Annotated in this window: 21 protein-coding genes and 2 pseudogenes; 18 read left to right on the top strand and 5 right to left on the bottom strand. The window is 55.6% G+C overall.

The window, feature by feature from the left end:
- The 4 genes and pseudogenes from GS630_RS18245 to GS630_RS18235 all read right to left on the bottom strand — a co-directional run bounded on the left by GS630_RS18245 (position 1) and on the right by GS630_RS18235 (position 3,583).
- The gene (locus GS630_RS18245) at positions 1 to 1,494 is read right to left on the bottom strand and encodes a di-heme oxidoredictase family protein (RefSeq protein ID WP_171621318.1); all 1,494 of its coding nucleotides are present in this window, start codon (positions 1,492 to 1,494) and stop codon (positions 1 to 3) included.
- Between the two features lie 13 nt (positions 1,495 to 1,507).
- Positions 1,508 to 1,993 (bottom strand): annotated as a pseudogene (gene bfr / locus GS630_RS18240) (bacterioferritin).
- Positions 1,941 to 2,234, bottom strand: a pseudogene (locus GS630_RS22445) (bacterioferritin-associated ferredoxin). Before GS630_RS22445 ends, bfr begins: the two co-directional pseudogenes overlap by 53 nt.
- A 77-nt stretch (positions 2,235 to 2,311) precedes the next feature.
- A complete protein-coding gene (locus GS630_RS18235; RefSeq protein ID WP_171712155.1) occupies positions 2,312 to 3,583 on the bottom strand; it encodes an imelysin family protein in 1,272 nt (423 codons plus the stop codon).
- Positions 3,584 to 3,839: 256 nt separating this feature from the next.
- On the opposite strand from GS630_RS18235, the gene GS630_RS18230 reads away from it, so the two are divergent.
- The 5 genes from GS630_RS18230 (at position 3,840) to GS630_RS18210 (ending at position 9,749) form a co-directional block, all read left to right on the top strand.
- Complete coding sequence (locus tag GS630_RS18230; RefSeq protein ID WP_171238594.1) at positions 3,840 to 4,367, top strand: DUF2796 domain-containing protein; 528 nt, start codon at positions 3,840 to 3,842, stop codon at positions 4,365 to 4,367.
- Positions 4,368 to 4,453: 86 nt separating this feature from the next.
- The gene (locus tag GS630_RS18225) at positions 4,454 to 5,566 is read left to right on the top strand and encodes a hypothetical protein (protein ID WP_171621272.1); all 1,113 of its coding nucleotides are present in this window, start codon (positions 4,454 to 4,456) and stop codon (positions 5,564 to 5,566) included.
- 282 nt (positions 5,567 to 5,848) lie between these two features.
- Positions 5,849 to 7,771, top strand: coding sequence for a DUF3604 domain-containing protein (locus GS630_RS18220; protein WP_171621271.1), 1,923 nt, complete (start codon positions 5,849 to 5,851; stop codon positions 7,769 to 7,771).
- A 161-nt stretch (positions 7,772 to 7,932) separates the two neighbouring features.
- Complete coding sequence (locus GS630_RS18215) at positions 7,933 to 8,763, top strand: peptidyl-prolyl cis-trans isomerase (RefSeq protein WP_171621270.1); 831 nt, start codon at positions 7,933 to 7,935, stop codon at positions 8,761 to 8,763.
- A complete protein-coding gene (locus GS630_RS18210; RefSeq protein WP_171712153.1) occupies positions 8,760 to 9,749 on the top strand; it encodes a HupE/UreJ family protein in 990 nt (329 codons plus the stop codon). Before GS630_RS18215 ends, GS630_RS18210 begins: the two co-directional genes overlap by 4 nt.
- Before the next feature lie 373 nt (positions 9,750 to 10,122).
- On the opposite strand, the gene GS630_RS18205 is transcribed toward GS630_RS18210, so the two are convergent.
- Positions 10,123 to 10,776 (bottom strand): GntR family transcriptional regulator, encoded by a 654-nt coding sequence (locus GS630_RS18205; protein WP_170612103.1) that lies wholly within the window; start codon positions 10,774 to 10,776, stop codon positions 10,123 to 10,125.
- Between the two features lie 70 nt (positions 10,777 to 10,846).
- Between GS630_RS18205 and GS630_RS18200 the strand changes: the two genes are divergently transcribed.
- From GS630_RS18200 to GS630_RS18140, 13 genes are all read left to right on the top strand, one after another.
- A complete protein-coding gene (locus GS630_RS18200; RefSeq protein WP_253285944.1) occupies positions 10,847 to 12,076 on the top strand; it encodes a Gfo/Idh/MocA family protein in 1,230 nt (409 codons plus the stop codon).
- A gap of 91 nt (positions 12,077 to 12,167) precedes the next feature.
- A complete protein-coding gene (locus GS630_RS18195) occupies positions 12,168 to 13,178 on the top strand; it encodes a TRAP transporter substrate-binding protein DctP (RefSeq protein WP_171621269.1) in 1,011 nt (336 codons plus the stop codon).
- Positions 13,179 to 13,208: 30 nt separating this feature from the next.
- Complete coding sequence (locus GS630_RS18190) at positions 13,209 to 13,784, top strand: TRAP transporter small permease (RefSeq protein ID WP_170429693.1); 576 nt, start codon at positions 13,209 to 13,211, stop codon at positions 13,782 to 13,784.
- Positions 13,781 to 15,076: a TRAP transporter large permease gene (locus tag GS630_RS18185; protein ID WP_170328647.1), complete on the top strand. Its 1,296-nt coding sequence runs from the start codon at positions 13,781 to 13,783 to the stop codon at positions 15,074 to 15,076. Before GS630_RS18190 ends, GS630_RS18185 begins: the two co-directional genes overlap by 4 nt.
- Entirely contained in the window at positions 15,076 to 16,962 is a 1,887-nt protein-coding gene (locus GS630_RS18180; protein WP_171621268.1) for a bifunctional sugar phosphate isomerase/epimerase/4-hydroxyphenylpyruvate dioxygenase family protein, read from the top strand. Before GS630_RS18185 ends, GS630_RS18180 begins: the two co-directional genes overlap by 1 nt.
- 1 nt (position 16,963) lies before the next feature.
- Entirely contained in the window at positions 16,964 to 17,836 is an 873-nt protein-coding gene (locus tag GS630_RS18175) for a shikimate dehydrogenase (RefSeq protein WP_171621267.1), read from the top strand.
- The gene (locus GS630_RS18170; protein WP_171621266.1) at positions 17,833 to 18,648 is read left to right on the top strand and encodes a citryl-CoA lyase; all 816 of its coding nucleotides are present in this window, start codon (positions 17,833 to 17,835) and stop codon (positions 18,646 to 18,648) included. The genes GS630_RS18175 and GS630_RS18170 overlap by 4 nt, the downstream gene beginning before the upstream one ends.
- Entirely contained in the window at positions 18,638 to 19,825 is a 1,188-nt protein-coding gene (locus tag GS630_RS18165) for a Gfo/Idh/MocA family protein (RefSeq protein WP_253285943.1), read from the top strand. The genes GS630_RS18170 and GS630_RS18165 overlap by 11 nt, the downstream gene beginning before the upstream one ends.
- A complete protein-coding gene (locus GS630_RS18160) occupies positions 19,815 to 20,480 on the top strand; it encodes a hypothetical protein (protein WP_171621264.1) in 666 nt (221 codons plus the stop codon). The genes GS630_RS18165 and GS630_RS18160 overlap by 11 nt, the downstream gene beginning before the upstream one ends.
- A gap of 1 nt (position 20,481) precedes the next feature.
- On the top strand, positions 20,482 to 21,672 hold the full coding sequence (locus GS630_RS18155; protein ID WP_171621263.1) for a Gfo/Idh/MocA family protein: 1,191 nt from the start codon (positions 20,482 to 20,484) through the stop codon (positions 21,670 to 21,672).
- A 154-nt stretch (positions 21,673 to 21,826) separates the two neighbouring features.
- Positions 21,827 to 22,741, top strand: coding sequence for a sugar phosphate isomerase/epimerase (locus tag GS630_RS18150; protein WP_171621262.1), 915 nt, complete (start codon positions 21,827 to 21,829; stop codon positions 22,739 to 22,741).
- The gene (locus GS630_RS18145; protein ID WP_171621261.1) at positions 22,722 to 24,131 is read left to right on the top strand and encodes an aldehyde dehydrogenase family protein; all 1,410 of its coding nucleotides are present in this window, start codon (positions 22,722 to 22,724) and stop codon (positions 24,129 to 24,131) included. The genes GS630_RS18150 and GS630_RS18145 overlap by 20 nt, the downstream gene beginning before the upstream one ends.
- Entirely contained in the window at positions 24,131 to 25,912 is a 1,782-nt protein-coding gene (locus tag GS630_RS18140; RefSeq protein WP_171621260.1) for a thiamine pyrophosphate-binding protein, read from the top strand. The genes GS630_RS18145 and GS630_RS18140 overlap by 1 nt, the downstream gene beginning before the upstream one ends.
- The last annotated feature ends 101 nt before the right edge of the window (positions 25,913 to 26,013 follow it).

The following is a 26,013-nucleotide window of genomic DNA, read 5'->3' as shown; positions in this document are numbered from 1 at the left end:
TTAAAGGCTCTCCAGGAAACGGATCAGGGCATCGCGGTCCGGTTTGGGCATCGACACCACGCTGTCGCGTGCAGCTTGTGCTTCGCCGCCATGCCATAGGATCGCCTCTAACAGATTGCGCGCCCGCCCGTCATGCAGGAACTGAGTGTGGCCCGAGACGCGTTCAGTCAGGCCGACACCCCACAAGGGCGGTGTGCGCCATTCGCGGCCCGTTGCGCGGGCCTCGGGGCGATTGTCTGCCAGACCGTCGCCCATGTCATGCAGCAGCAGATCGGTATAGGGCCAGATCAGCTGAAAACTATGTTCGGGCCGGTCGTCCATGCGGTGGGTGACATGCGACGGCGTGTGGCAGGAAGCGCAACCGGTGGCGTGAAATACTTCCTTGCCGCGCAGCACTTCGGGGCTGTCTACATCCCGGCGACCGGGCACCCCCAGATTGCGACTGTAGAAGGCCACCAGGTCCATGCCCAACTGATCAATCTCGAACCCGCGCAAATCATTGTCGCCATGAGGTGCTTCAACGCAATTCACCTGCAATTCGGTGCAATCGCCTTGCGGGGCAGGATAAAGTGGGCTGGAAATTCCAATATCCCCGGCAAATGCCGCAGCCGATTGTTCCATGATTGTCGGCATTCCCGCTTTATGCCCGAACCGACCCATCATCGGTGCGCCATATTCCAAGGACCAGACGATGTTGGGACGACCCGAAATGCCATCCCCATCCGCATCTTCAGGATCAGCGTTGACCAATAGATCTTCGACTGGGATCCCCTCAAGCAGGCCAAGCCCGATCATCTGAGGGGCGACCCGTGGGCTTAGCATCGCCTCGGGGTGCAGGGGCCCGTAGCCAAGGTCGGCTGCCCGGTAGGTTGGGCGGCGCAGTGACGCGGTTTCACCCCCTGACAACGCGATCGGGATTTCCTCGTACGAGATATCCAGCCGGTACTCCGCCGGATGCCCTGCTAGTGCAAAATCCTGCATCTGTCCGCCATAGGTGGGCTCGGGAAGGGTGGCGACATAGTCTGCGATCTCGGCATAGCCATCTTCTGGCGCTCCGGGGATCGAGATCCGAAGGAACATGGAAATCGCCTTGTCTTCAAGCCCGTTCGGGGTATGCCCGCGTCCATCCTTGATATGGCAGCGTTGGCAGGATCGTGCGTTAAACAGCGGCCCCAACCCGTCAGAGGCCAGCGTGGAGGAAGGCGACGAGACCCAGATTTTTTTGAACAACCCATTGCCGACCTTGAAGTCCAGCTCTTGATCGAAGCTCAGATTGCCAGAGGGCTGTGAAAACGCATCTGCGTTATTGCGCACTCGTACAGTCGCGGCCCCGGCAGAGAGCTCTTCAAACGGCTGCGGTGCGCTGAAGTCCTGCGGTGGGGCTGTGACGCCGGCGATGCGGGCGCGTTCATCCGTGGTTCGAGGGGTGATGTTCAGATGCAGATCCTTCAGATCGGCAGACAGGGCAGGGGCAGCCGCAAAAGCGGCCACCATCAAGGCAAAAAGGCTACTCACCTTCGTCCATTTTTGACGCGTTGAGTTGTGCATAATTGGCTTCGCCGATCCTCTCGTACAGGTCGAGCTGCGTTTTGAGGAAGTCGATATGACCTTCTTCATCCGCTATCAATCCTTCGAAAAGCGACATTGAGACATAGTCGCCCACTTTGCGGCAATGATCGCGTGCTTCGGCATAAAGAGCACGCGCGTCCAACTCGGCAGCAAGGTCACATTCCAGTGTTTTCTTGGGCGTTTGTCCAATGCGCAACGGGTCCAGTTTCTGCAGGTTGGGGTGGCCTTCCAAAAAGATGATCCGCTCGATCGGTTTGTCCGCGTGCTGCATCTCTTCGATGCTTTCCTCGCGGCTTTTCTTGGCCATATGTCCAAGACCCCAATCCTCTTGCAGCCAATAATGCAGCTAATACTGGCTTACGGCGGTCAGCTCATTCCGCAGAGACTTGTTGAGGTATTCGATGACCTTTGGATCGCCTTTCATCTGCTTTCTCCTGTGTTACTCCGGCACGCAAAGCGCGGAGCTGCATCGGTAATTCCAGACTATCGTTTGACCGCATCGTGGCTAGGAAAAGGGGCATGCACCCGCCTCAATCCGCCGACTTTCCAAGGGCATGATAGATTTTACCGGGGGTGATTACTGTCTACGGGTCCGCCGATCGCATCCAGTCAATGGTCGCGCGGATATCATGATCGGAGATGTTGGTGCAGTGGCAGACAATCATTGTCGTTGGCTCGGTTTTTTCAGGCGATCAGGTGGGGATATGGGCCGGGAAACAGATCTTCCCGGCCCGCTCGGGGGTTATTGGAAAACGGCGTTGGGGTTATCCAGGCTGTCGGACCCTTCAAACGCGATCCCGTCCAGTTCAAGTGCTGTCACGATGCGTTCTATGGTTTTGGTTTGATCGACCAGACCGTTGACGCCACCCATGATCAGGGCTTCGCCACCTTCGTTGCCGCGTTCCAGCATCTGATCATAGGCAAACCCCGCTTCGGCGGTCGACTTGATCTTGCCCAATGCTTGCATGGTTCTGGCCAGTTTCGCCTTCATCTCGGTATCCAGCGCCGGGTCGGTTGCGACAACCAGATCCGACAGGGACGCGCCCGAAACCGGGGTGCCGTCGATGCGTGTGTAGCTGCCCAGATAGACGTTCTGGACACCCAGGCCATCGTAGTAATGGCTGTTATGGGTGTTGTCCGAAAAGCAGTCATGCTCTTCTTCTGGATCGTTCAGCATAAGCCCCAGACGCATCCTTTCACCGGCCTGCTCACCGTAAGACAGTGACCCCATGCCTGTCAGGATCGCACTGATGCCTGCGGCTTCGTTCTCCATCAGGGCGGCGCGGGCTGCTCCGCCTTCCTTCCACTGATCTGCCATCCAGGCAAGATCAGTGACCAACAGATTGGTAGCAGCACTCAGATATTGGGCGCGACGGTCACAATTGCGGCCGGTGCAGTCATCGCCTTTCGCATAGTCGGTGGCCGGGCGGTTGCCTGCACCTGCGCCGTGGCCATTCATATCCTGCCCCCATAGCAGGAACTCGATCGCATGATAGCCTGTTGCCACGTTGGCTTCGATTCCATCGGCCTCGTGCAGCGTTTCGCTCAGCAGTTCGGGGGTAATTTCGCTCGCGTCAATGGGCATGCCCGACAACTCGAAGCTAGGGTTGGCGATGACGTTCAAAACGGCGAATTCGTTCTCGTCGGTGGCGCCGCCATAGGCCGCATCCACATAATCGATCAGACCTTCGTCCAGAGGCCACGCATTCACTTTGCCTTCCCAGTCATCAACGATGGCGTTGCCAAAGCGATAAACCTCGGTTTGCTGATAGGGTACGCGCGCCGCGATCCATGCCGCACGGGCTGTGTTCAGCGTGTCATCCGACGGATCGGCAATCAGGGCATCGACCGATAATTGCAAACTCTGCGCGGCAATGAGGCTGTCTTCAAATTTCGCTTCGGCAATATTGGCGTAGTTTTCAAGCACATCCGTTTTCACGGGCGCGTCAGCGGCAAATGCAGCGGTCGCTGCACAAAGTGTCAGAGAGCTGGCTGCAGCAAACAATTTTGTCATGGAAGTGGTGCTTTCTTATCTACTCGTGCGGGAATGCCCCGCTGATATTGCCTTGGAGTAACTGAGTGAAATAGTCAACAATGTCAACCTGAGTTTTATTGTCAGGTTTAGAATCTATGTTTAAGTGACGCTACCCTCCCCATATCTGGTAGGGCCGGAGCGGGCGGTTGCGATTGCGCGGCGGGTGCTTCCCGTTAGAATTAACTCGGTGATTCTGTTTGTGGTGGTTTGGTTGATGAAGTGTGCTGTTTTGGCCATGTCCCTGCTCCCCGCAGCTCTTGCGGCGCAAGCGACGCAAGTTACAACGCCTGATCACCGTGATGCTGGTCGACTGGATGTTGTCTTGTCCCAGACCGGGTTTTCCCTGAAACTCAATGTGCCAACCGTGGATGTCGTGGGGTTCGAAGCTCCGATCTCCAACGACGATGAGCGCACGAAAGTTGCAATCGCGATGTCCGAGCTGTCCAAGCCGCTTGACCTGTTTGTTGTCCCGCTCGAAGCAGGATGCTTCACGACTTCTGCCAATGTGATCCTAATGCACCAGATTGTGGATCAGAACGATACGGGCCGCGCGTCCAGCGGATCGCCGACCGACGAAAGTCATGCGGAATTTCAGGCGGACTATGTCGTTCAATGTCAGGACATGAGCGCGCTGGACAGGTTCGATTTTGCTTATTTCGACCGTTTCAGCGGATCGGAAACGCTGACTGTCCGCATTAAAGCTGATGGGACGGAACAAACCCGTGAAGCTACGCGCGCCGTGCCGCAAGTGACGCTTCCGTAGAAGTTTCGATAACCTCGGTCGACGCGATGACCAAAGACATCGACAGCATTCCGCCACACCATCTTTTTTGGTAACTGTATTTACCGATGGCTGTTCAAAACTGGATAATCAAGATTGTATGCCCGATGCTGCGAAAGCATCTTGCAATTCTGATATGCATTCTCGGGCTGGTTGCGCCTCGGGCTTCATATGCCTGTGTAGTTTGTACAGACCTGCCGGACGCATCCATCGCGGATCACATACTATCGGCGGAAGTCATTGTGCTGGCTGGCCCGACAACAGAAAATCCATTCAGATTTACAGCGCGCAAAATCCTTAAAGGAAGTCCCGAACGTCTTAGTGCTGTGCCGGAAATCCCTTTTTTGATTGATAGTGTTACGCGCAGAGCATTCCGTGCCGATCCGACGCGAACCGTTCTGCTCACGTATGGGCCGACTTACAGGGATAACGCTGGCCGCGGACTTTCAAGGGCGTGGCAGCGCATATTCATAATGAACCCGGACCGAACTGCGTTTTTTGAGAAACTTCAAACCACGGGTCGGCTGTGGGCCTATGGAGAAAGAGACAGCGCAGAGCGAGTTTTGTTCTTTGCTGAATACCTGTGGCACCCGGATCAAGCGCTGCATAACATGGCATTGGTCGAAATCGGCCTTGCGCCGTATGCACGCGTGCGTCCCTTGGGTGGCAGGTATTCGACAGAGCAGATTGTTAGCGAGTTGAATGACTTGAACCGCTTTGCCTACAGGTCGGCTGCAATTCGTTTGCTGGGGTTACAAACTGATCCTCACGCGCGTTCAGTCGTACGCTCCGGCTTCGCCAAGTCCTTGAAGTCCGGTGGTTTCAACGGCTACGAATGGGCCCTAGCTGGGATAGAGGCTGAAAATACATCTGCAATCAGAGCGATTGGCCTTGCGCTTCAGAATCCACAAAGGGCGTCAGAAGACAAGAAATTGCTGATCCGCGCGTTGACCGAGGCCGGTTCAACGCAGCCAAGGTTAAGACCAGAAGCCTTACGAACCCTGTCTGAGACGTTAACCGGGAATAGTGACTTGGCTGTCCAAATTGCTGTTGGAACGCGGGATTGGGGGCGAACGGTTTTACATCAACAGTTTGAGGCTTTGGCTGCTGAGGAAGAAACAGACCCTGCAACTCAGTTTATGATCAACTTCGTTTTGGGAACTGAATTGTCAACTGAGTAGGTTGGTTTTGGAATTGCCGATCAGTATCGGGAGGGAACTTTGTTTGTCCAATCCCTCCGCTGGCAGACCCAAGCCCGGAACGGACTGCCTGATTGCACTTCTGGGGCTTCTGACCAGCGTTGGATCTACGCCCTCCGACCTTGATGGCCGGCACCGGAAATGACCTTACGAACAAATCAATTAACACGGGTTGGCCAGGTATGTTATAAACAAAATCGAATATAAAAAGAGCTACTGAAAGCTCTGCGATTTCGCCATGAATTATTGCATTAGGGGGGCACTATGAATCGAATTTCCATCTGTATTCTATCGTTGCTTGTGGCACCAACAAACGGTCTGGCTGACGCCGTTCCGAGCGAACAGGCAGCTGAAGGCCTGTTTTCTGATCAACCGTATTCCCCTTATGCGCAGCGTACCTTTCCGGAACGTCCCCTCTGGGGCGACACACACTTGCACACCGGATTGTCACTTGATGCCGGTGCCTTTGGAAACACCTTGTTGCCTGACGAAGCGTGGCGGTTCGCAAAAGGCGAACAGGTCATTTCCTCGACAGGCCAAGCTGTACGGCTGGCCCGACCATTGGATTGGATGGTTCTGACTGACCACACGGACCTGATGGGGTTTGCCCCGGATCTACAAGCCGGCAAGCCCGGTGTTCTTGCTGACCCAAAAGGTCTGGAATGGTACGAAGGTTACAAAGCGGGCGGCGAAGAGGCGGGGAAAACTGCCTTTGATATCATCACAAACTTTTCGCAAATGACCCTGCCGGAAGTTCTTCTTGAGTCGTACAGCCCGGGCGCCGACGCTTTTGCCTTCACTTGGGAGCATATCGTTTTGGCGGCCGAGCGTCATAATGATCCGGGTAATTTTACGGCGTTCATCGGGTTCGAGTGGACCTCGGTCCCCAAGGGATTCAACCTGCACCGAAACGTCATGCTGCGTGACGGGCCGATCCGGGCCTTGCAAATGGTGCCTCCGGTCACGCAACCACCCTACGGCGACACAGACCCAAAGTCGCTTTATGCTTGGCTTGAAGAGTATCAGGAGAAAACAGGGGGACGCGCAGTTGCCTTTGCCCATAACGGTAACTTGTCGAACGGATGGATGTTCCCTACCGAAGACACGTATCACGGCGGCAAGGTTGACGAAGAATACGTTGCGGCCCGCGCAAAATGGGAACCCCACTATGAGGTCACTCAAATCAAAGGTGATGGCGAAGCGCACCCATTCCTGAGCCCGGATGACGAATTTGCAGACTATGAAAACTGGGACGTTGGCAATCTCGATATTACCGAGTTGAAGACCGATGATATGCTAGCCGGAGAATACGCCCGCGAAGCCCTGAAGCGCGGTTTGATGCTGGAAGAAAAGTTCGGAGTGAACCCCTATAAGTTCGGTATGGGCGGGGCGACGGACAGTCATACGTCTTTGGCCACTGCCGAGGAAGACAACTTTTTTGGAAAGTCCGTCAGTGTCGAGCCTTCTGCATCTCGGATCAAACATCCTTTCATTGCAAATGATCTAGGCGAAATTCCCGGCGACCTTCTTGTGGCGTCCGGATATACGGCTGTTTGGGCGACCGAGAATACGCGTTCCGCGATCTTCGATGCGTTCAAGCGACGCGAGACTTACGCAACCACGGGACCGCGGATTGGCCTGCGGTTCTTTGGTGGTTGGGACTTCAGCGATGCCGATGTTGAAACCCGCTTCCTTGCGAATGTGGGCTACACCAAAGGTGTGCCAATGGGTTCGGACTTGCGCCCGCGAGAGGGCGATGGTGCACCCAGCTTCCTGATCGCCGCATTGCGCGACCCGGTTGGTGCCAATCTGGATCGCGTGCAGGTGATCAAAGGGTGGCTGGATTCCGAAGGCACGCTGCAAGAGAAGGTTTATGACGTTGCCTGGTCGGATAACCGCGAAGCTGACGAAAACGGCAAAATCCCCGCCGTTGGAAACACCGTGGATGTAGACACCGCCAGTTGGACCAACACAATCGGAACCGCCGAACTTGTCACCGTTTGGTCAGACCCGGATTTCGATCCGAATGCCCGGGCATTTTATTACGTTCGCGCTCTGGAAATCCCAACCCCGCGTTGGATCCTGTATGACAAGCTGAGATATGGCATCGACCTGCCCGAAGATGCGGTTCTTACGCATCAAGAACGCGCTTATTCCTCGCCGATTTGGTATACGCCGTCCGAGTGAATTGCATGCTTCACGGATTTCGAAGCCGAGGTAGCCGCCGCTACCTCGGTGGTCGTTTGAAACTTCTGCAATGCTCATAGCATTCATTTTCTTGCAAGACCCGATCAGCTGATGCCAGCATCAGTACGTAGAACCAGAGCACGTTTTACGCAGGAGACTTCATGCGATTTTTGAAAGAACCCCTGTTCCACTTTTTCTTGATTGGGGCAGCAATTTTCATTTGGTTCCATATCGTTGCGCCGAACGACCAGACTGTCGAAAACCTTGAAACGATAACATTCGACCAAGACGATATCGCGCTTTTGTCTACTCAGTTTGAAGCGCGGTGGAAACGCCCGCCCGACAATGCTGAGCTGCAAGCCTTGGTCAACGCGTCAATTCGCGAAGAGGTACTTGTGCGGGAGGCACGAAAACTTGGCCTTGATCGTGGGGATAGCGTGATCAGGTCTCGTCTAAGTCAGAAGATGGATTTTCTTACAGAAGCGATCGCCACATCAGTGGTTCCAGAAGATGAGGATCTAGAGGCGTTTCTTCAAGAAAGTCCTGAACGCTATGCTACCCCCGACAAGGTGGCGTTCAATCAGGTCTTTTTGGGCGAACGGCCAAGTGATGCAGAACTTGAGGCGGCCCTGGTTGCGCTAGACGAGGGGCAAGACATGTCTGCATACGGGGCTTCGACACTCTTGCCGACCTCAATGCCCCTGACCGTGACCAGAGTGGTGGACTCGGTCTTTGGAGGTGGATTTTCCGACGCTCTGTTAGAGCTCGAAGCTGGCCAGTGGGTCGGTCCGATCCGGTCAGGTTACGGGGTTCACCTTGTTCAGGTGACCGCCATTGAGCCCAGCCAAACGCCGGCTTTGTCAGACATTCACGATGCGGTTTTACGGGATTGGCGTCGCGCCATGAGTGAAGATCTGGCGCAAGCGCAGTATGAAGCTCTTGCGGGTACGTACAAGATTGTGGTGCCCGACCTGTCAGGCGCGACCGAATGAGGGCTTTGATCTGCATAGTGCTTGCGCTTCTGTTCGCTTGGCCCGTAGGTAACGTGGCAGCGCATGCGCTTGATCCGGGATACCTGGACATGCGTCAAATCGGGCCAGGTACGTGGAGCGTTCATTGGCGGAAGCCAGATGTGAGTGGTCAGCCAATGGCGATTGATGCTGTTTTGCCGGATGGATGCGCTCCTGCACGTGGGCCTGACCCGGCTTTCGACGGGCGAGCATGGGTTTCATCCTGGGTTGCCGAGTGCGACGCAACGATCACGGGCCAACCCATCGCCATCGAGGGCCTTGAGGCTCAGCAAAACGATGTTTTGGTCCGTTTGCACCCACTAGAATCCGAGCCCGCGACGCTTCGTTTCACGCCAGATGCCGCGGTTCAGGACATTCCATCTGAACAGACGACATCGTCAGTATTTGTCGCCTATTTCCAGTTGGGGTTCGAGCACATACTGGAAGGCTGGGACCATTTGCTTTTTGTCTTAGCGCTGTTCATTTTGGTTCGCGATCCGTGGAGGTTGGTCGGAGCTGTAACAGCATTCACGCTTGCGCATTCGATAACATTGGCGCTTGCAACCTTTGGCGTTCTGAACGTTCCCGGCCCACCAGTTGAGGCCGTCATCGCCTTGTCGATCGTTTTTCTGGCGATGGAGATTGTCAAAGGCGGTGAAGGACGGTTCCGGCTTTCAAGTCAAAAACCCTGGATCGTCTGTTTCGGATTCGGGCTTTTACACGGTCTTGGTTTTGCTGGGGCATTGGCCGATATTGGTCTGCCGCCAAACGACATCCCCGCAGCATTGCTTGCGTTCAATCTGGGCGTTGAAGCCGGTCAGCTGTTTTTCATCACAGCCTTGGCGCTTTCTTTGATGATCTGGCGTGTGATTGCGTTTCCGATCAGCCAAAGGGCAACAGTTGTCGCCGCCTACGGCATCGGTTCCGTGTCGATGTATTGGCTTATCGAGCGTATTAGCGGTTTCTAGCCTCACAAACTCAAAGCGGCGGCTTTCGAAATCTCGGCGGGCTTCCCAGTCACGGCTGCTAACTGACGAGCTCAGATTTGATCGTCGTCCAAAGACAGATTTGAAAGAGGTTTATTCTAGGCCAAGGTCCAGTTCGCCCACGAAGGGTTCATTCAAAAAAAATTTTCTGGATGATGGTAGCGGAGGTCCGTCTTGGACACAAACCCCACACATTAACACTCTGTAAAATATGCGTGCAGTGACCTTCAAGGGGTAAGCCGAAAGGTCAATTGTCGTAGCGGTGCCCTGACTGGCGAATTCGATCAAAAGATATTGGACATCACCGCGTTGCTCCGAGTTGGAGGCCGCCGCAATTGCGGCACGGCGGAATGGCCTACATAGCCTCCAACGTGTGGGCGAGGCCGTTTCGGATGTGATCTTCCAACAGTTTCTTGGCCATATTCGCGTCTCTGGCCAATGCGGCATCGAACATGTGTTTGTGTTCTTTGGCTGCTACCTCACCTCGATAGGTCAGTACGAGCATCTGGTAGCGAAGATATTTGTCATAGATGATTGAGTGAAGGGATAGAAGATTCTTGGAGTTGCAGGCTGCTATCATTGCTTGATGAAACTCCGAGTCGTACCTCTTCCAGGTTTCTTTCTCAGAGTCATCTCCTTTGAGAAGCCGTTGCTCCATCAAATGCAGCTTATGATGCGCGGCGACGAGGTTCCCCTCCCAATCCGTGTCACCATTCTCGATGGATAACTCCAACGCGTGGCATTCCAACAGGACACGCAGCTCTGATATCTCGATCAGGTCTTCACGGGAGACCGGTGTAACCAGGAACCCCCGTTGCTCAGGAGCTTCGACAAATCCGTCGCTGGCGAGCCTGTTCAGCGTTTCACGAAGTGTCGAAAGGCTTGCAGAGTAGCGTTCCTTCAAGGCGTCCAGCTTCAGTTTGGAGCCGGGCTGCAACTCCCCGAAGATGATGTCCCGCTTGATGCGCTGATAGGTGCTTGCACCTATCGTAGACGGCTGTTTCGCCATGCGTTTCACCCGATATTATCAGTTTCCTCGTTCAATTAGCATTTTTCAGAGACATCAGCAATCCAAACTGATGTATGGTAAAAATAAAAATATCATACATTATTGCGGAATCGCGAAAACCCCAATACGGTCGTGGCCAAGTTGGGCAAAGCAGCCCGATCGCAATCATCGGTTTCGGGATTTTCCGGACCCTCCGGAAGGAAGCAAAGTGTCTAAGAACTTTCGCATTGCCATTGTCGGCATCGGCCTTGTTGGACGCCGCCACGCAGATGCTATCCGAGCGTTGCGCCATGTTGATCTCGTCGCGGTGGTCGACCCCAGCGATGAAGGCCGTGCTTACGCCGTTGAGCATGCGGTTGCATGTTACGAAACCCTCGAGGAAATGTTTGCAAATCAGACGCCAGACGGAGCTGTTCTGGCGACCCCGACCACGCTTCATGTCGAACAAGGCCTCACGTGTGTTCGACATGGTTGTCCCGTTCTTGTCGAAAAGCCGATCGCCGTGGAAGCCACCGCTGCACTTGAGCTTGTTCAAGCAGCGGAGAAGGCCAATGTGCCACTGATGGTCGGACATCATCGTCGACACAATCCTCTGATCCGGTCGGCTAAGGAAGCCATTGTCGATGGGAAGATTGGAGATGTGCGCGCTGTCCATGCGAATTGCTGGTTCTATAAGCCAGACGAGTATTTTGATGCTGCGCCTTGGAGAAAGAAACCCGGTGCAGGGCCCATCTCGGTCAATCTTGTCCACGATGTTGATCTGCTGCGGTACTTGGCCGGAGAAGTTATGACTGTACAGGCTCAGTCGGCTGCTTCGCAGCGGGGTTACGACAACGAAGATGTTGCCGGTGCTCTGTTGACGTTCGAAAGCGGGGCGATAGGAACCATAAGTGTGTCCGACAGCATCGTTGCCCCATGGAGCTGGGAGATGACGTCTCAGGAATATCCAATCTATCCTTCAACCACTGAGAGTAGCTACATGATAGGTGGTTCTCATGGTTCGTTGTCCGTTCCCGATCTTCGCCTGTGGAGTTACCAGAGAGAGCAAAGGGATTGGTGGACGCCAATCTCATCAACCGCGCTGAAGAAGGGTGCGTCTGACCCTCTGGTCAATCAACTCAGGCACTTTGTTGAAGTAGCTCGGAACGGAGCAGAGCCGATTGTGTCTGGATGGGAAGGTTTCAGAACGCTTCAAGTTATTGAAGCTATTCAGAATTCTTGCAGAACTGGCGAGACTGTCAGGATAAGAACCCTTCAGGAAACGCAGCAACAGAGATTGCAAGTAATGAAAAATATCTGATATTTTGTAAAACATCTTGCAAAAACTCCAAAATAGGTCAAAACTCTGAATCGCAAAAAAGAAGCATCATGATGTCTCAGGGAGGAGCAAAGTGATTACCAAACTTACCCGCCGGGCTGCTGTATCAGCCCTGGTCGCAACCGGTGTTCTGTTTAGCGCAACAAGTGGTGCGCTGGCGGAAGACAAAGTGCAACTTCGCCTCGCAACATCAGGATCGGAGACCGATCAGCGCTCGGTCGCAATGGCCGAGGTTTTCGCACCCATGGTCGCTGAATTTGCGACGTATGAGCCCAGCTATAACGGCACAATCTTCGCCCAAGGTACGGAGTTGGACGCCATCAGCCGAGGCAACCTGGAAATGTCGATCACCTCGGCGCAGGAACTGGCACAGTTCTTCCCCGAGTTTTCGATCTTTACAGCAGGCTATGTCCACCAGGACGCCGCGCATCAGGTGGCTGTCTTCAACGATCCCTTGATGGATGCCTTTAAGCAAAAGGCCGAAGAAGAACTGGGCGTCAAACTGCTGTCGGTCATGTATCTGGGCCGTCGTCAGGTGAACCTGCGCCAACCCAAGGATGAACTGACCGTCAGCACCCCGGCTGATTTGGAGGGTGTGAACCTGCGGATGCCGGGCACAGATGCGTGGCAATTCCTTGGCAAAGCGCTGGGTGCTGCCCCGACACCAATGGCGTTCTCAGAGGTTTACACAGCTCTGTCGACCGGTGCCGTTGACGGTCAGGACAACCCATTGCCAACCGTTGTTGATGCCAAATTCTACGAAGTGACCAATCAGATCATACTGACATCGCACTTGGTCGACTTGAACTATATCGCTATCGGCAAAGAGGTTTGGGACGGGCTGACACCGGAACAGCAAGCCAAGGTTCAGGAAGCTGCGGACGCAGCAGCTGAATCAGGCCGTCAGAAGCAGCTTCAGAAAGAAGAAGATCTTGTCAGCTTCCTGAAAGAGCAAGGCATGGAAATCTATGAACCCGATCTCGCGGCGTTCCGCGATCAGGTACAGTCTATGTATCTGGACAGCGAGTTCGCAGGTTCATGGCCCGAAGGCGTTCTGGATCAGATAAACGCTCTGGGCAACTGAGCCCAGCAAGACAAGGGAGGGAGAACCATAATGAAAGCCTTTATGAAGGGGTTCTCCCGACTGACCGAAGCGATTGCCGGCGGGATGCTGGCGGCAATCTTCCTGATCTTCCTATTGCAAATACTCTTGCGCTACTTCTTTACCCCCGCCGGATGGACGCTTGAACTCATCGGCATTCTGTGGGTCTGGGTGATCTTCTTCAGTTGCGCTTTCATAGTGCGAGAACGGGATCACGTGAAGTTCGACATCATCTACCTTTCCGTACCGATGCGCGTGCGGCAGGTCTTTGCGATGCTGGCGGCCGCAGCGATCGTGGTCGGTATGCTCTACAGCTTCCTTCCGACGTGGGACTACATCGATTGGATGAAAATCCGCAAGACATCGACTGTCCGCAATCCGTTTTCCGGCGAGAAGATACCTTTGCGCACAGTATTCTCGATTTACGCGGTATTCATGCTGGTCGTCGCAGCGCGCTACGCGTGGCTATTCTTCGACGTCATGCGCAATGGCCCCCCAAAGACAGAGTTGGAACTGGTTGTTGGATACAACGTGGTTGACGACCATCCCCGTGTCGACGTCGAAGAAGACGAGGAAGTTAAGAAATGAGTTTTGAACTTCTTTCCTGCCTGCTCGCTCTCTTTCTTCTGGCAGGCATCGGGACACCTATCGGCTATTCCATCCTCTTGGCCTCATTGGTGTATCTGGGCACAGCCGGACTGGACGTAGCACTCGCAGGCGAGAAGATCCTGCAAGGCTTCTACAAAAGCACGATCCTGCTTGCCGTGCCTTTGTTCATCGTCGCCGCGAATATCATGAACGCTGGTTCGATCACGGACCGTCTGCTGAACTTCTGCGTTGCAGCTGTCGGTCGTTTCAAGGGCGGCCTCGGGCACGTAAACGTGGTAGCGTCTCTGATCTTTTCCGGTATGTCCGGCTCGGCTGTCGCGGATGCCGCGGGGATCGGCAAGATTATCATTGAAATGATGACTAAAGATGGCCGCTACAGCCGAGGTTACGCAGCCGCGATCACGGCGGCGTCGGCGACGATTGGCCCGATCATTCCGCCCTCGATCCCGATGGTTTTGTACGCGCTCGTTTCCAAGGCCTCTATCGGGTCGCTGTTCCTGGCCGGTATTCTTCCGGGCCTGATCATGGGCGTCGTCCTCATGGCGATGAACTATTATCTGGCCGGAAAGCGGAACTTTGCATTGGAAGAACCTGTTCCACTGCGCGAATTGCCGGCTAAAACCGCAAACGCGTTTCCGGCACTGCTGATGCCCGCAATCCTGCTATACGGCATATATGGCGGCGTCACCACTCCAACCGAGGCCGCAGCAGTGGCTGCATTCTACGCCCTGCTTCTGGCAGCGTTGTTCTACCGCGCGCTGACCTTCCGTGGCCTTTATCAAGTGTTCGTCGACAGCGCGCGCTCTTCCGCAGCCGTCGGGGTGGTCATTGGGGGCGCGTTCATTCTGAACTTCATCGTTATTCAGGAGCAAATACCGCAGTCTATCTCGGCGCTGCTGGAGGGTTCTGATGTCAGCCCGATTGTGTTCCTGATCCTCGTAAACCTGCTGATCCTCGCGCTGGGATGCGTTTTAGACGCAACAACGATAATCCTGGTGATTGTTCCCCTTTTCATTCCGACCTGCGAAGCGCTCGGGATTGATCTTGTGCATTTCGGAGTTCTGGTCGTCGTGAACTCGATGATCGGTCTGATCACGCCTCCCTATGGCATTCTACTCTTTGTGATCAACGCTGTGACGGACATTCCGCTGCGTGAAATCATCTCCGAAATCTGGGCTTTCCTCGCGGTTCTCATCTTCGCCTTGGTGATCATGATGCTGATGCCGGATCTGGTCCTGTGGTTGCCGCGTATGTTTGGATATCAGGGATAATGTGCCTCTCGGTTTCGACAACGTCGATCCCCGGTGATCTGGCTGAAAAGCTGAGTGCTATCGCTGACGCGGGATTCGGGGGTGTCGAATTACACGAACCGGATTTGACCGCTTTTGACGGGCCGCCATCGCAAATTCGGAACATTGCATCAGATCTCGGCCTGAAGATTTGCCTGCTACAACCCTTCCATAACCTTGAAGGCCAGTCTGACAGCGGACGGGCGCGCGCCTTTGATCGACTGAAGCGCAAACTCGAACTGATGAGCGAGTTGGGAACGGAATTGCTGCTGATCGGGTCTGCCTTCGAGGTTGATGTCGCAGCGACCGAAGAACAGGTAATCGCAGATCTTGGCGAGGCGACCAAAATCGCGAAAGAGATGGGTCTTCGTCTGGCCTTTATGGGCTTGCCATGGTCGAATCTTATTCACTCGGATGAGCAGGCGTTAGGCGTCGTTGAAGCAATCGACAGCCCTCATTTGGGGTTGGCCTTGAATTCCTTCTTCTCGCTTGCCGACGGGTCCAAACCAGCCCGCCTTCGGGACATTCCCGGAGAGCGGCTGTTCCATGTGCAACTGTCCGATGCACCCCGGCTTGAGATGGATATTCGCAGGCTCAAACGGCACTTTGGGCTTCTGCCGGGGCTTGGGTCGCTGAACCTTGCGGGCTTCGTTCGCGTTTTGTCTCGCGCCGGATACAAAGGGCCTTGGTCGGTTGCACGCGTCAACGAAGCAGCTCCTCAACCCGGTGGCCGAACACTGGCCCGAGACAGCTACAGGTCGCTGGTGAACCTCCTGGATGAGGTATCCCGGACCGAGCCGGGAACCGATTTCGGCATCCCGGACCTGCCGGAACGCGTCTATGCGTCAGGCTTCGAATTCGTCGAATTTACAGCCGACGAAACAAGCGGTGCGCAGCTGGCAGATATGCTGTCAGCAATGTGTTTTCGAATGGAGCGAAAACACGTCACCAAGTCCGTCGAACTGTGGCGGCAGGGCGCGATAAACATCGTTGTTAATACCGAAAAGGAAGGTTTTGCGCATTCGGCGTTCCTGGGTCACGGCCCCTCCGTTTGTGACATGGGGTTGCGTGTCAAAGATGCGGATCAGACGGTTCAGCGGGCGACCGCGTTGGGCGCACCGAATTTCTCACAACCGGTGGGGACCGGGGAACTGAACATCCCAGCCATCCGAGGTGTTGGTGGCAATGTTGTCCATTTCATCGATGAGAAATCCGATCTGCATCGGGTTTGGGACATCGAGTTTGAGCCAGTCGCCAAGACCAAAGCGACCCAGCCCGCCGGTCTGCGCCGCATCGACCATCTGGCACAGACGATGCGTCACGATGAGATGCAGAGCTGGCTGCTCTACTACATTTCTACTTTCGAGATGGCAAAATCCCCTATCGTGAACGTCGCCGACCCGTCTGGTGTCGTGCAAAGCCAGGCTATCGAAAGTCCCGAAGGCGAAGTGCGCTTAAACCTAAATGGGGCAGTTGGGCGTCGAACACTGGCGGCGTCATTCCTTGAAGATGGCTTTGGGGCTGGTGTTCAGCACATCGCCTTCCAGTCGGACGACATATTTGAAACCTCAGCCCAATTGCGGAAGTCCGGTTTTCCCAGCCTGCCCATCCCAGAAAATTACTACGCTGATCTGCAAGCGACATTCGGGTTAAGTGAAGACCTAATCGCCCAAATGCGCAGGGATAACATACTCTACGACCAGGCGGCGGGTGCCGAGTATTTTCAGATCTACAGTCGCCCCATCTTTAACGGCTTTTTCTTTGAAATTGTTGAGCGCCGAACTGGTTACGCCGGCTATGGCGCGCGTAACGCTGCGTTTCGATTAGCGGCGCAAACGCGACACCACGTGGCGGAAGGAACAACCTAATATGAAGGCCGCACTAATCGGACAAGGGATTTCTGGCTCCATGACGCCTGAGATGCACGAGGCGGAGGGCCGGGCGCAGGGTATCGATCTGAGCTACGGTAGGATCGACACGGCAAAAGAGCCATTTCGTGGAATGTCGGTCGCTGATTTATTGCATTATTCAGTTGAATTAGGCTGTGCGGCGGTCAACGTAACACACCCCTACAAAGCATCAGTCATTGATCATCTCGATGAGCTTTCCAAAACCGCTGAGGAGCTTCAAGCTGTAAACGCGGTGGTTTTTTGTAACGACCGAATGGTTGGCCACAACACCGACTACATAGGTTTCCACAGTGCCTTCGGAGATTTTTTGGGATCATCGAAGACTGAAACGGTTCTCATGTTTGGTGCTGGAGGCGCGGGCAGTGCAGTCTCTTTGGCTTTGCTTGATTCAGGTGTTCGAAACCTGGAGATCATCGATCCTGACTTCCACCGAGCGCAGGCGCTGGTCAGTCGACTAAAGGTCTTGCGCCCTTGTGCAAAGCTTCAGGGTTCCCCCTCGATTTCGTTGGAACGGGTCAAATTTGTGGACGGAGTGGTCAATGCAACACCGCTCGGGATGGATAAGTACCCCGGGTCGGTGATTGATCCATCATTGTTGCGGCCGGATGCTTGGGTGGCAGATATAGTATATTTCCCGCTCGAGACACACCTTCTGAGAAGCGCCCGCACAACTGGGTTAAAAGTGATGAATGGTGCTGGAATGGCAGTTCATCAGGCTGCAGCGTCTTTTGAAATCTTCACCGGCTGCACCGCCTCAATCAGTCGTCTTCAAAGCGTTTTCGATTCACTTCGTCAGCAGCGCATGCGCGAGTTTAGAGGTGCAACGGTATGACAAACGACGAGCAAGCTATCCGCCAATGGTGGCGTACCTCCATCATCGACATGAAGCCCGGTCAGATCGCTTTTCGTGGCAACGCCATAGAGGACCTGATCGGGAACGTATCTTTCCCGCAGATGATCTGGCTGATGGTGCGGGGCGATCTGCCGAGCGACGCACAGGCGCGCCTGTTCGAGGCTGCTTTGGTCGCAGGCGTGGATCACGGTCCGCAGGCCCCCTCGATCGCGGCTGCGCGTATGGCTGCCACCTGCGGGGTAGGTCTCAATAATGCAATGGCGACTGCGGTGAACATGCTGGGCGACGTGCATGGAGGTGCAGGAGAGCAATGTGCTGAGCTGTATTATGATATCGCCGCCCGCATGAATGCGGGAGGTTCGCTGAATGACGCTGTTCGGGATGGCTTGGACAGTTGGCGCGAGACCTACGGCAAGATCGTATCGGGCTTTGGTCACAGGTTTCACAAGCCTGTCGACCCACGCGCACCACGATTGATGCAACTTGTTCGTGATGCGGCGGCAGAAGGCACAGTTTCTGGCCGGTTTGCCGATATCGGAGAAGAGGTTCAAGCCGAACTCGGTCGTCAACGAGGCGGTCGGCCAATTGCCATGAATATTGACGGAGCGACGGCCGTGATCTTCTGCGAACTTGGCTTTCCTGCGCCCTTGTCGCGAGGGCTTTTCTGCCTGTCCCGCTCGGTCGGAATACTCGCCCACGCTTGGGAACAGATGAACCAGGGTGGCCGAAATAAAGGGCCGATGCCCCCAAATTACTTACCCCTCTACGAAGACAGGAATGATGACACGTGAGACATCGAAATCCTTCCGGGTCGGCCTTATTGGCTGTGGTCGTATCAGCGATATCTATCTAAAAACACTATCCAAATTCTCGAACATAGAGGTCGTGGCTTGCGCAAGCCTCGATCCTTTGGAAAGCCGCGCGAAGGCGGATAAATACGGCATCGCCAAGGCTTACACACCAGATGAAGTGTTTGACGATCCGACAATTGACTGCGTTTTGAATCTGACAATTCCGGCGGCCCATGCCGAAATCAGCCTGCGCGCTCTGGAGGCGGGCAAACACGTCTATTCAGAAAAGCCGCTGGTTATGGATCGAACGGATGGAAAGGCGATCCTGCACATGGCCTCTGAAAAGGGGTTACTGGTCGGTTGCGCGCCCGACACATTTCTGGGCGGTCGCTGGCAGACCGTTCGGCGCTTGATCGACGAGGGTGCCATTGGCAAACCGACAGGGGTTTTTGCCCATGTCGGGACCCACGGGACGGAGCGCCACCATCCCAATCCGGATTTCTACTATAAGGCGGGTGGTGGGCCATTGCTGGACCTTGGGCCGTACTACCTGACCGCCATGATTTTTTGCCTTGGGCAAATTGACCGCGTCGCCGGAATGGCTCGGCGCACGTTCGACAAAAGGATGATCGAAAATGGCCCTCGCAACGGAGAATGGATGGATGTCGAGGTCGACACGCATTCCCTAAGCCTGCTGCAGTTCTCTTCCGGAGCTATAGGGTCGATGACCATGAGCTTCGACGTCTGGGACAGCGAAACGCCGCGGTTCGAGATCTACGGTGAAAACGGCACCATTAGCATCCCAGACCCTGACCCGGTTCATGGTGCCAATATCTTTCAAGGGGATGTCTGGCTGAAAACGCGGGAGACCTCGCGCTGGTCTCATCAGCCGCGCCCAACCAGTCGCGAAGGCTGGCAGGTGGTCGACAACAAACATGGGTTCAATGAGGACAGCCGTGGTCTCGGCCTTATGGATCTGGCCCTGGCGGCGCAAGAAGGACGCCAACCCCGTGCAAGTGGAGCGCTCGCCTACCACGTTTTCGAGGTCATGGACGCGATCGAACGGGCACCAAAATTTGGCGCCTATCAGACGATAGAAAGCCGTTGCGCGGCTCCGGAGCCTTTGCCGGTCGATTTCCTTAACGATGAGAGGAAGGAATTGGTTCATGCCGATTGAGACACTCGACTTTGCTCAACCATTCTTTCGCGTCCAGCACACAACTGACGAGCGCAGGATTTCTATCGAGGGTCGCGCCATCGTTCTTAACCTTGGGGGGCGAAATCTCTCTGTCGAGGATCAGGCCATTGCACCGCTTTCCTCTGTGATCGTGCAAGACAGCACGCTTAGCGGCGTGGAACGTGCAGTCATTGTCCACGATTTCGACGCCCATGCCGATGACAACGAGTTGTTCGCATGGGTGAAAGATACATGGCCATCTGCTTTTGATGTTCGCCAAGAGGAGCGTTTACGCGGTGTCAGCCACTACATGTCGCCAAAGGTCTTTGTGGGTAACGTTGGGCTGACCATGTACCATTCCGGCTCGGTGCCGCTGAATGTCGGATTGCACAAGGATCATCCGTTCTGCCCGGTACCGGGGTTTCGCGAAGTGCATACACAAATCGTAGGCTTTGGGAAAATGCAGCAATGCCGTGAGCGGGATGTTGAATCCCTTTACCTCGAAGAATTCATGGCCCCCGGCACGACGCACAAACCGATGTATGACGCCGAAGGCAACTATCCCTGGCATCAGTACGAGACGATTACCCCCAGCATTTTCATGGCGGTGGAAATGCTGCCGGAAGGCGTACGGGTCCCGGAAATGGAGATTTAGAATGGCTGCGAGACTTTTCTCCGAAGACCTGAACTTTGACGGACCTTTCCCCCGATTGTCTCGCCGTTTGCGGCTGGGTGTTGTGGGCGGCGGACGTATCTCTGTCACGCAGGCAACGGCCGCGCGGATGACCGACCGGTGGGAGGTCGTCGCAGGAGCGCTCAGTTCTGACGCCATGCGAAGCAAGGTGCGCGGGGCCGAGTGGTTCCTGCCGGCCGACCGGTGCTATGCGTCCTTCGACGAGATGGCAAAGGCCGAGGCGGCACGCCCGGATGGCGTAGATGCCGTCATGATCACCACCCCGAACCACGTTCATTTCGAAGCGGCCAAAGCCTTTCTGGAGGCGGGCATTGACGTGCTGTGCGATAAGCCCTTGACCAACGAAGTCGCGGAGGCCGAAGGGATTGAGGAGATTACCGCGCGCACGGGACACATCTTTGCTGTCGGCTATGCGATGTCATGTTTTCCAGTAATCCGTCAGGCCAAACAAATCGTGGCGGAAGGCGGCATCGGTAAAATCAACCAAATCCACGTCGAGTTCATGCAAGACTGGATGACGCCCGATGATGTGGCTGATGCGCCCCACGTCAAATGGCGGCTGGACCCAAAGATTTCTGGTCCGACCAGCTGTGTCGGCGATATCGGCACCCATGCCGCGCATCTCGCCAGTTTTGTCTCGGGCCTGCCCTTGACCGACCTACGGGCTGAATTTCATGTCTGCGGCGCGCCAAAGCCTTTGGAAGACACAGCATTCATGTTCACCCGCTATCAAAACGAGGTTCCGGGAACCCTGATGGCGACACGCCTTGCCCCCGGAAATCGGGGAGGGTTGCGGTTGCGCATATTCGGGAACGAAGGAGGTCTCGAGTGGGACCTGGAGAATTCGGAACAGCTGAAGTTCAATCGGTTCGGTGAGCCGGATCGCATCATCAGCCGAGGTCACGGGCATGGCATCGGCCCCGGCGCAGAACGTCTAATCCGGACCGCGCGCGGCTTCCCAGAAGGGATTATCGAAGCCTGGGCCAACCTCTATACGGAATTTGCTATGGCCGTAGCTGCGCGTCGGGATGGCGTTACCGTTCCGGATGATTGGCTTACTTATCCCAGTGTCGAACAAGGTGCAGATGGCGTCCGGTTTATTGAAGCCTCCGTGCGCTCTCACCAGTCCGGAGGTGACTGGGTCACTCTCTAAGGTTCTGCCAACAAGAATGTAAAACACGCCCGGGCAGTTGCCCGGGCGCTTTCATTTCCTGCTCAGTATTAAAAGTTGATATTTTAAAAAATATCAGATATTTTTTACTACGTGTGATGAATTTGAGATTCGCAGACACGTGGAGCTGTCGTTCATGGTGAAACCCAAAGAGGCTGGCGCAAGCCCCTCTCTCTATTCCTTGGCGCATCTGACGCTGATTGGCTGTACGCCGCCCGAGCTGGTCTATATCGCCGCGCGGGCCGGTTACGATGCCGTCAGCCCCAGATTCATTCCGATGCATGTGCCCGGTGAATTCACTCAATCTCCAATCGACAAGGCACAGGTGCATGCCATCAAAACTGCTCTCTCTACCACTGGCTTGAAAGTCCTCGATGTCGAGCTTGCGCGCATTACCGAAGATGTCGATCCGCGCAGTTTCGAGCCGTCGCTGGAGATCGGCGGGGAACTGGGCGCCAAGCGTATGATCATGAGCGCGTGGACCAACACCCGCGATGATCGTGACTTCCTGATCGACGTCTATTCTGAGACCTGCGAACTGGCGGCACCCTACGGGCTAACAGTGGACCTGGAGTTCCCAAGCTTTTCCCGCCTTCGTACTCTGGATGAGGCGCTTGACATTGTCCGCGCCTCCGATCAGCCGAATGGCGGTATTCTGGTTGATACGCTTTATCTGCATCTCAGCCGCGTGGATTTGGGAGAGTTGCTACACGTCCCCTCGGACCTGTTTCACTTCCTGCATATCTCTGATTGCCTGCCCGGCATCGCCGATACGCGTGAGGGCATGATCCAACTGGCCCGCGATGCGCGGCTATATCCCGGTGAGGGATGGATCGATTTCACCGGCATCATCGAACGGATGCCGCCCGTCGACTATTCCATCGAACTGCCCAACCAAAGCCGCGTTGCCGAGTTGGGATATGAAGAACACGCGCGTCGCTGTCTCAGCCACGCCAAGCGAACATTCGGCGAGGCGCGGTCACAGCGTCGTGTGCCCGATGCTGCAATTCTAAAACACCAAGAGGATCATCATGGGCAAAGAGCTCACTGAAAACGACCGCAACATGGCGGCCGATATGCTGGCACGCGCCCGCGCTGCCATGGCCGAGATCGAGGATTGGGATCAGGACAGGCTGGACCGCCTGTCTCAGGCCATTGCGTGGTATGCGGGTAATGAGAAAACCTTCACGCGTCTGGCTCAACAAGGCGTGGATGAGAGTGGTATCGGAGATCGCGAAGGCCGCCCAGCGAAGCGCTTCAAGATTCACATGGTGCTGCGAGATGTCTTGCGTACGCCCTCGACGGGGATCGTCGAAGTCGACGAAGAAAAGGGGCTCGTGAAATACGCCAAACCTGCCGGTGTGATCGCATCGCTGATCCCGATGACCAACCCGGCGATGACGCCACCGGTGACCGGCGTTTCCGCCGCGAACGCCCGGAATGCGGTTATCTTCAGTCCGCACCCACGAACCGCCCATACCACCTATGAAATGGTCGAAGTCATGCGTGCAGCTTGTCGTGCTGCCGGTGCCCCTGAGGACTTGTTTCAGTCCATTCGCAAACCGTCGATCCCATTGACGCAACATCTGATGGAGATTTGTGACCTGACTCTGGCAACGGGTGGCAAGCCGATGGTCAAAGCGGCGTACAGTTCCGGGCGCCCGGCCTATGGCGTCGGCGCGGGGAATTCCTCCATCGTCATCGACGAGACAGCCGATCTGGATATCGCCGCGCAGAATACCCGTATTTCAAAGACCTCCGACTTTGGGTCGGGCTGCTCGGCCGACGGCAACATCATCATCCAGCGCTCAGTTTACGACGATATGGTCAAGGCGCTTCAAGCCGAGGGAGGCTACCTGTGTTCGGATGAAGAGAAGGCCATGCTCGAAGCGGCCATGTGGGATGAAAAGGGAAACCGTACGTTTCCGACCATTGCCTGTCCGCCGCAGCAAACGGCCAAGGTCGCCGGTTTTAGCATCCCCGAAGATCGCAAGTTTCTGATGGTTGAAAATCAGGGGCAAATCGGGCCGCAGCACAAGTTCTCCAAGGAAAAACTGACCACGCTGATGGCGCTTTATCACTTCGAAACGTTCGATTATGCGCTGGAAACGGTCAGCCAGATCTACAACACCGGGGGAAAGGGCCATTCCTGCGGCATCTACAGCCACAATGACGATCACATCGACCGGTTGGCGCGTCTGGCTCCGGTCAGCCGTATGATGGTGCGACAGCCTCAATCCAAGGCCAATGCGGGTGCCTGGACAAATGGCATGCCTATGACCAGCAGCCTGGGCTGCGGCATCTGGGGCGGCAACATCACCAACGAAAACGTCACCATGAAACACATGATGAACTACACCTGGGTCAGCCGTCCGATCCCTGAGGATCGCCCCTCGGAGCCGGATCTGTTCGGTGAGTTCTACGGACAGGAGGTCGCGTGATGGACGGAGCGAAACTGGACGGCAAAACCGTTGCCGAACATATCGTTGACTTTCTCGAACGCCGTGAGGTCAAGCACGTTTTCGGCCTGTGCGGGCACACGAACATTGCGGTTCTGGCTGCGCTGGCGGAAAGTCCCATCGATTTCGTCACAGTACGACACGAACAAATCGCCAGCCACGCGGCGGATGCATATGCCCGCGTGACGGGCAAGGCCTCGGTGGTGCTGTCCCATCTCTCCCCGGGGCTGACCAATTGCGCCACCGGGGTCGCCAACGCCGCACTGGACTGTATCCCGATGGTCGTGATCGCGGGTGACATTCCCACGCACTACTACGGTAAACATCCGCATCAGGAAGTGAACCTGCATGCAGACGCAGCCCAATGGGAGATTTACCGACCCTTCGTGAAGCGCGCTTGGCGCGTGGATCGCGCCGACCTGATGGCCGAAATCTTGGAAAAGGCGTTCCATCTGGCTGAAAGCGGTCAGCCCGGGCCGGTGCTGGTCAATGTGCCGATGGACATCTTCTCCGAGGTGATCCCCTCGGACAGCTTCGACCGTATCCGCGATAACACGCGCGCGCTCAAGAAACCGTCGATTGAGGATGAAACAGCGCGAGAGATTGCCGAAGCGCTGGCGAAGGCCGAAAACCCGGTTGCCTATGTCGGCGGCGGTATCCTGTTGGCGCAGGCCTGTGAGGAGTTGCGCGAGTTTGTTGAACATATGGGTCTGCCCGTCGCGCATTCCCTGATGGGCAAGGGCGCGCTGCGGGACGACCATCCGCTCGTGCTGGGAATGACCGGGTTTTGGGGCACCGAGCTGGTCAACCAGTCTTGCCTGAACGCGGACTACATCTTTGCCGTGGGCACACGGTTCAAAGAGGCCGATTGCTCCAGCTGGTACCCTGGCTACACGTTCAACATTCCCGGCTCAAAAGTCATTCATATCGACATCGAACCGCAGGAGATCGGCCGGAATTATCCCACCGAGATCGGTGTGGTCGCGGACGCCAAGGCCGCCTTGCGCGTCCTCAACCGGGTCGCCCGCGAGATGTATCCGGACGGCTTCAAACGCCCCGCGCTGGAACAGAAGATCGCCGACTTCCGAACGGATTTCAAAGCGCGCAACGTGGAAATGGCGACCTCATCGGCCTTTCCGATGATGCCCGAGCGCATTCTGGCAGATACCCGCAAGGCACTGCCTGAGGATGCCATCATCACTACGGACGTTGGCTGGAACAAGAACGGTGTTGGGCAACAGTTCGATATCCTGACACCCGGTTCGATCCTGACTCCGGGCGGGTTCGCGACTATGGGGTTTGGCCCTCCGGGCGCGATCGGTGCGAAACTGGCGGCACCTGATCGCGTTGTCCTCAGTCTGGTCGGTGATGGTGGCTTTGGTCAAAATCCGTCGATGCTCGCGACGGCCGTCGAACTTGATCTGGGCATCATCTGGCTGGTCATGAACAACAACGCCTTCGGAACTATAGCGGGTTTGCAAAAGGCGCATTACGGCCTGACCTATGGAACAACGTTCCCCGGATCAGCCGCAGCTCCCGCGAACGGGCCGGGTTATGCTGACATTGCAAGAGCTTATGGCGCGGAAGGGCACAGGCTCAGCGCTGCTGACGAGTTGTTGCCCGCATTAGAAGCTGCAATTGCCAGCGGCAAACCTACTGTCCTTGATGTCCCAATGATCAACAACCCGACGCCAACGACCGGTCATTGGAACATCCTGGACATTTATTCGCCGGACAAGGATGTTTCTCACGTCGCCACCTGACGACACTGAGCGCGGTAACCCGCGCCAGTTTTTTTTCTTTCAATAGGCCCAAGTCAGCCAAACCTTCTGAGAGCGTGCAGTGCCTCAAGAAGATCTAACTG

Source organism: Ruegeria sp. HKCCD7303 (assembly GCF_013111185.1).
In the GTDB taxonomy this organism is placed as follows: Bacteria; Pseudomonadota; Alphaproteobacteria; order Rhodobacterales; family Rhodobacteraceae; genus Ruegeria.
Note: the sequence above shows the minus strand (reverse complement) of the source record. Positions and strands in the feature narration are given on the sequence as shown.

Excerpts from the sequence above, each read along its gene's own strand:
- GS630_RS18200 (WP_253285944.1), top strand. The coding sequence starts at position 10,847 with ATGTATGGTAAAAATAAAAATATCATACATTATTGCGGAATCGCGAAA.
- GS630_RS18215 (WP_171621270.1), top strand. The coding sequence starts at position 7,933 with ATGCGATTTTTGAAAGAACCCCTGTTCCACTTTTTCTTGATTGGGGCA.
- GS630_RS18140 (WP_171621260.1), top strand. The coding sequence starts at position 24,131 with ATGGACGGAGCGAAACTGGACGGCAAAACCGTTGCCGAACATATCGTT.
- GS630_RS18175 (WP_171621267.1), top strand. The coding sequence starts at position 16,964 with ATGAAGGCCGCACTAATCGGACAAGGGATTTCTGGCTCCATGACGCCT.
- GS630_RS18165 (WP_253285943.1), top strand. The coding sequence starts at position 18,638 with ATGACACGTGAGACATCGAAATCCTTCCGGGTCGGCCTTATTGGCTGT.
- GS630_RS18150 (WP_171621262.1), top strand. The coding sequence starts at position 21,827 with ATGGTGAAACCCAAAGAGGCTGGCGCAAGCCCCTCTCTCTATTCCTTG.
- GS630_RS18225 (WP_171621272.1), top strand. The coding sequence starts at position 4,454 with ATGGCTGTTCAAAACTGGATAATCAAGATTGTATGCCCGATGCTGCGA.
- GS630_RS18190 (WP_170429693.1), top strand. The coding sequence starts at position 13,209 with ATGAAAGCCTTTATGAAGGGGTTCTCCCGACTGACCGAAGCGATTGCC.
- GS630_RS18145 (WP_171621261.1), top strand. The coding sequence starts at position 22,722 with ATGGGCAAAGAGCTCACTGAAAACGACCGCAACATGGCGGCCGATATG.
- GS630_RS18160 (WP_171621264.1), top strand. The coding sequence starts at position 19,815 with ATGCCGATTGAGACACTCGACTTTGCTCAACCATTCTTTCGCGTCCAG.
- GS630_RS18235 (WP_171712155.1), bottom strand. The coding sequence starts at position 3,583 with ATGACAAAATTGTTTGCTGCAGCCAGCTCTCTGACACTTTGTGCAGCG.
- GS630_RS18245 (WP_171621318.1), bottom strand. The coding sequence starts at position 1,494 with ATGGTGGCCGCTTTTGCGGCTGCCCCTGCCCTGTCTGCCGATCTGAAG.
- GS630_RS18230 (WP_171238594.1), top strand. The coding sequence starts at position 3,840 with ATGTCCCTGCTCCCCGCAGCTCTTGCGGCGCAAGCGACGCAAGTTACA.
- GS630_RS18155 (WP_171621263.1), top strand. The coding sequence starts at position 20,482 with ATGGCTGCGAGACTTTTCTCCGAAGACCTGAACTTTGACGGACCTTTC.
- GS630_RS18210 (WP_171712153.1), top strand. The coding sequence starts at position 8,760 with ATGAGGGCTTTGATCTGCATAGTGCTTGCGCTTCTGTTCGCTTGGCCC.
- GS630_RS18220 (WP_171621271.1), top strand. The coding sequence starts at position 5,849 with ATGAATCGAATTTCCATCTGTATTCTATCGTTGCTTGTGGCACCAACA.
- GS630_RS18170 (WP_171621266.1), top strand. The coding sequence starts at position 17,833 with ATGACAAACGACGAGCAAGCTATCCGCCAATGGTGGCGTACCTCCATC.
- GS630_RS18185 (WP_170328647.1), top strand. The coding sequence starts at position 13,781 with ATGAGTTTTGAACTTCTTTCCTGCCTGCTCGCTCTCTTTCTTCTGGCA.
- GS630_RS18180 (WP_171621268.1), top strand. The coding sequence starts at position 15,076 with ATGTGCCTCTCGGTTTCGACAACGTCGATCCCCGGTGATCTGGCTGAA.
- GS630_RS18205 (WP_170612103.1), bottom strand. The coding sequence starts at position 10,776 with ATGGCGAAACAGCCGTCTACGATAGGTGCAAGCACCTATCAGCGCATC.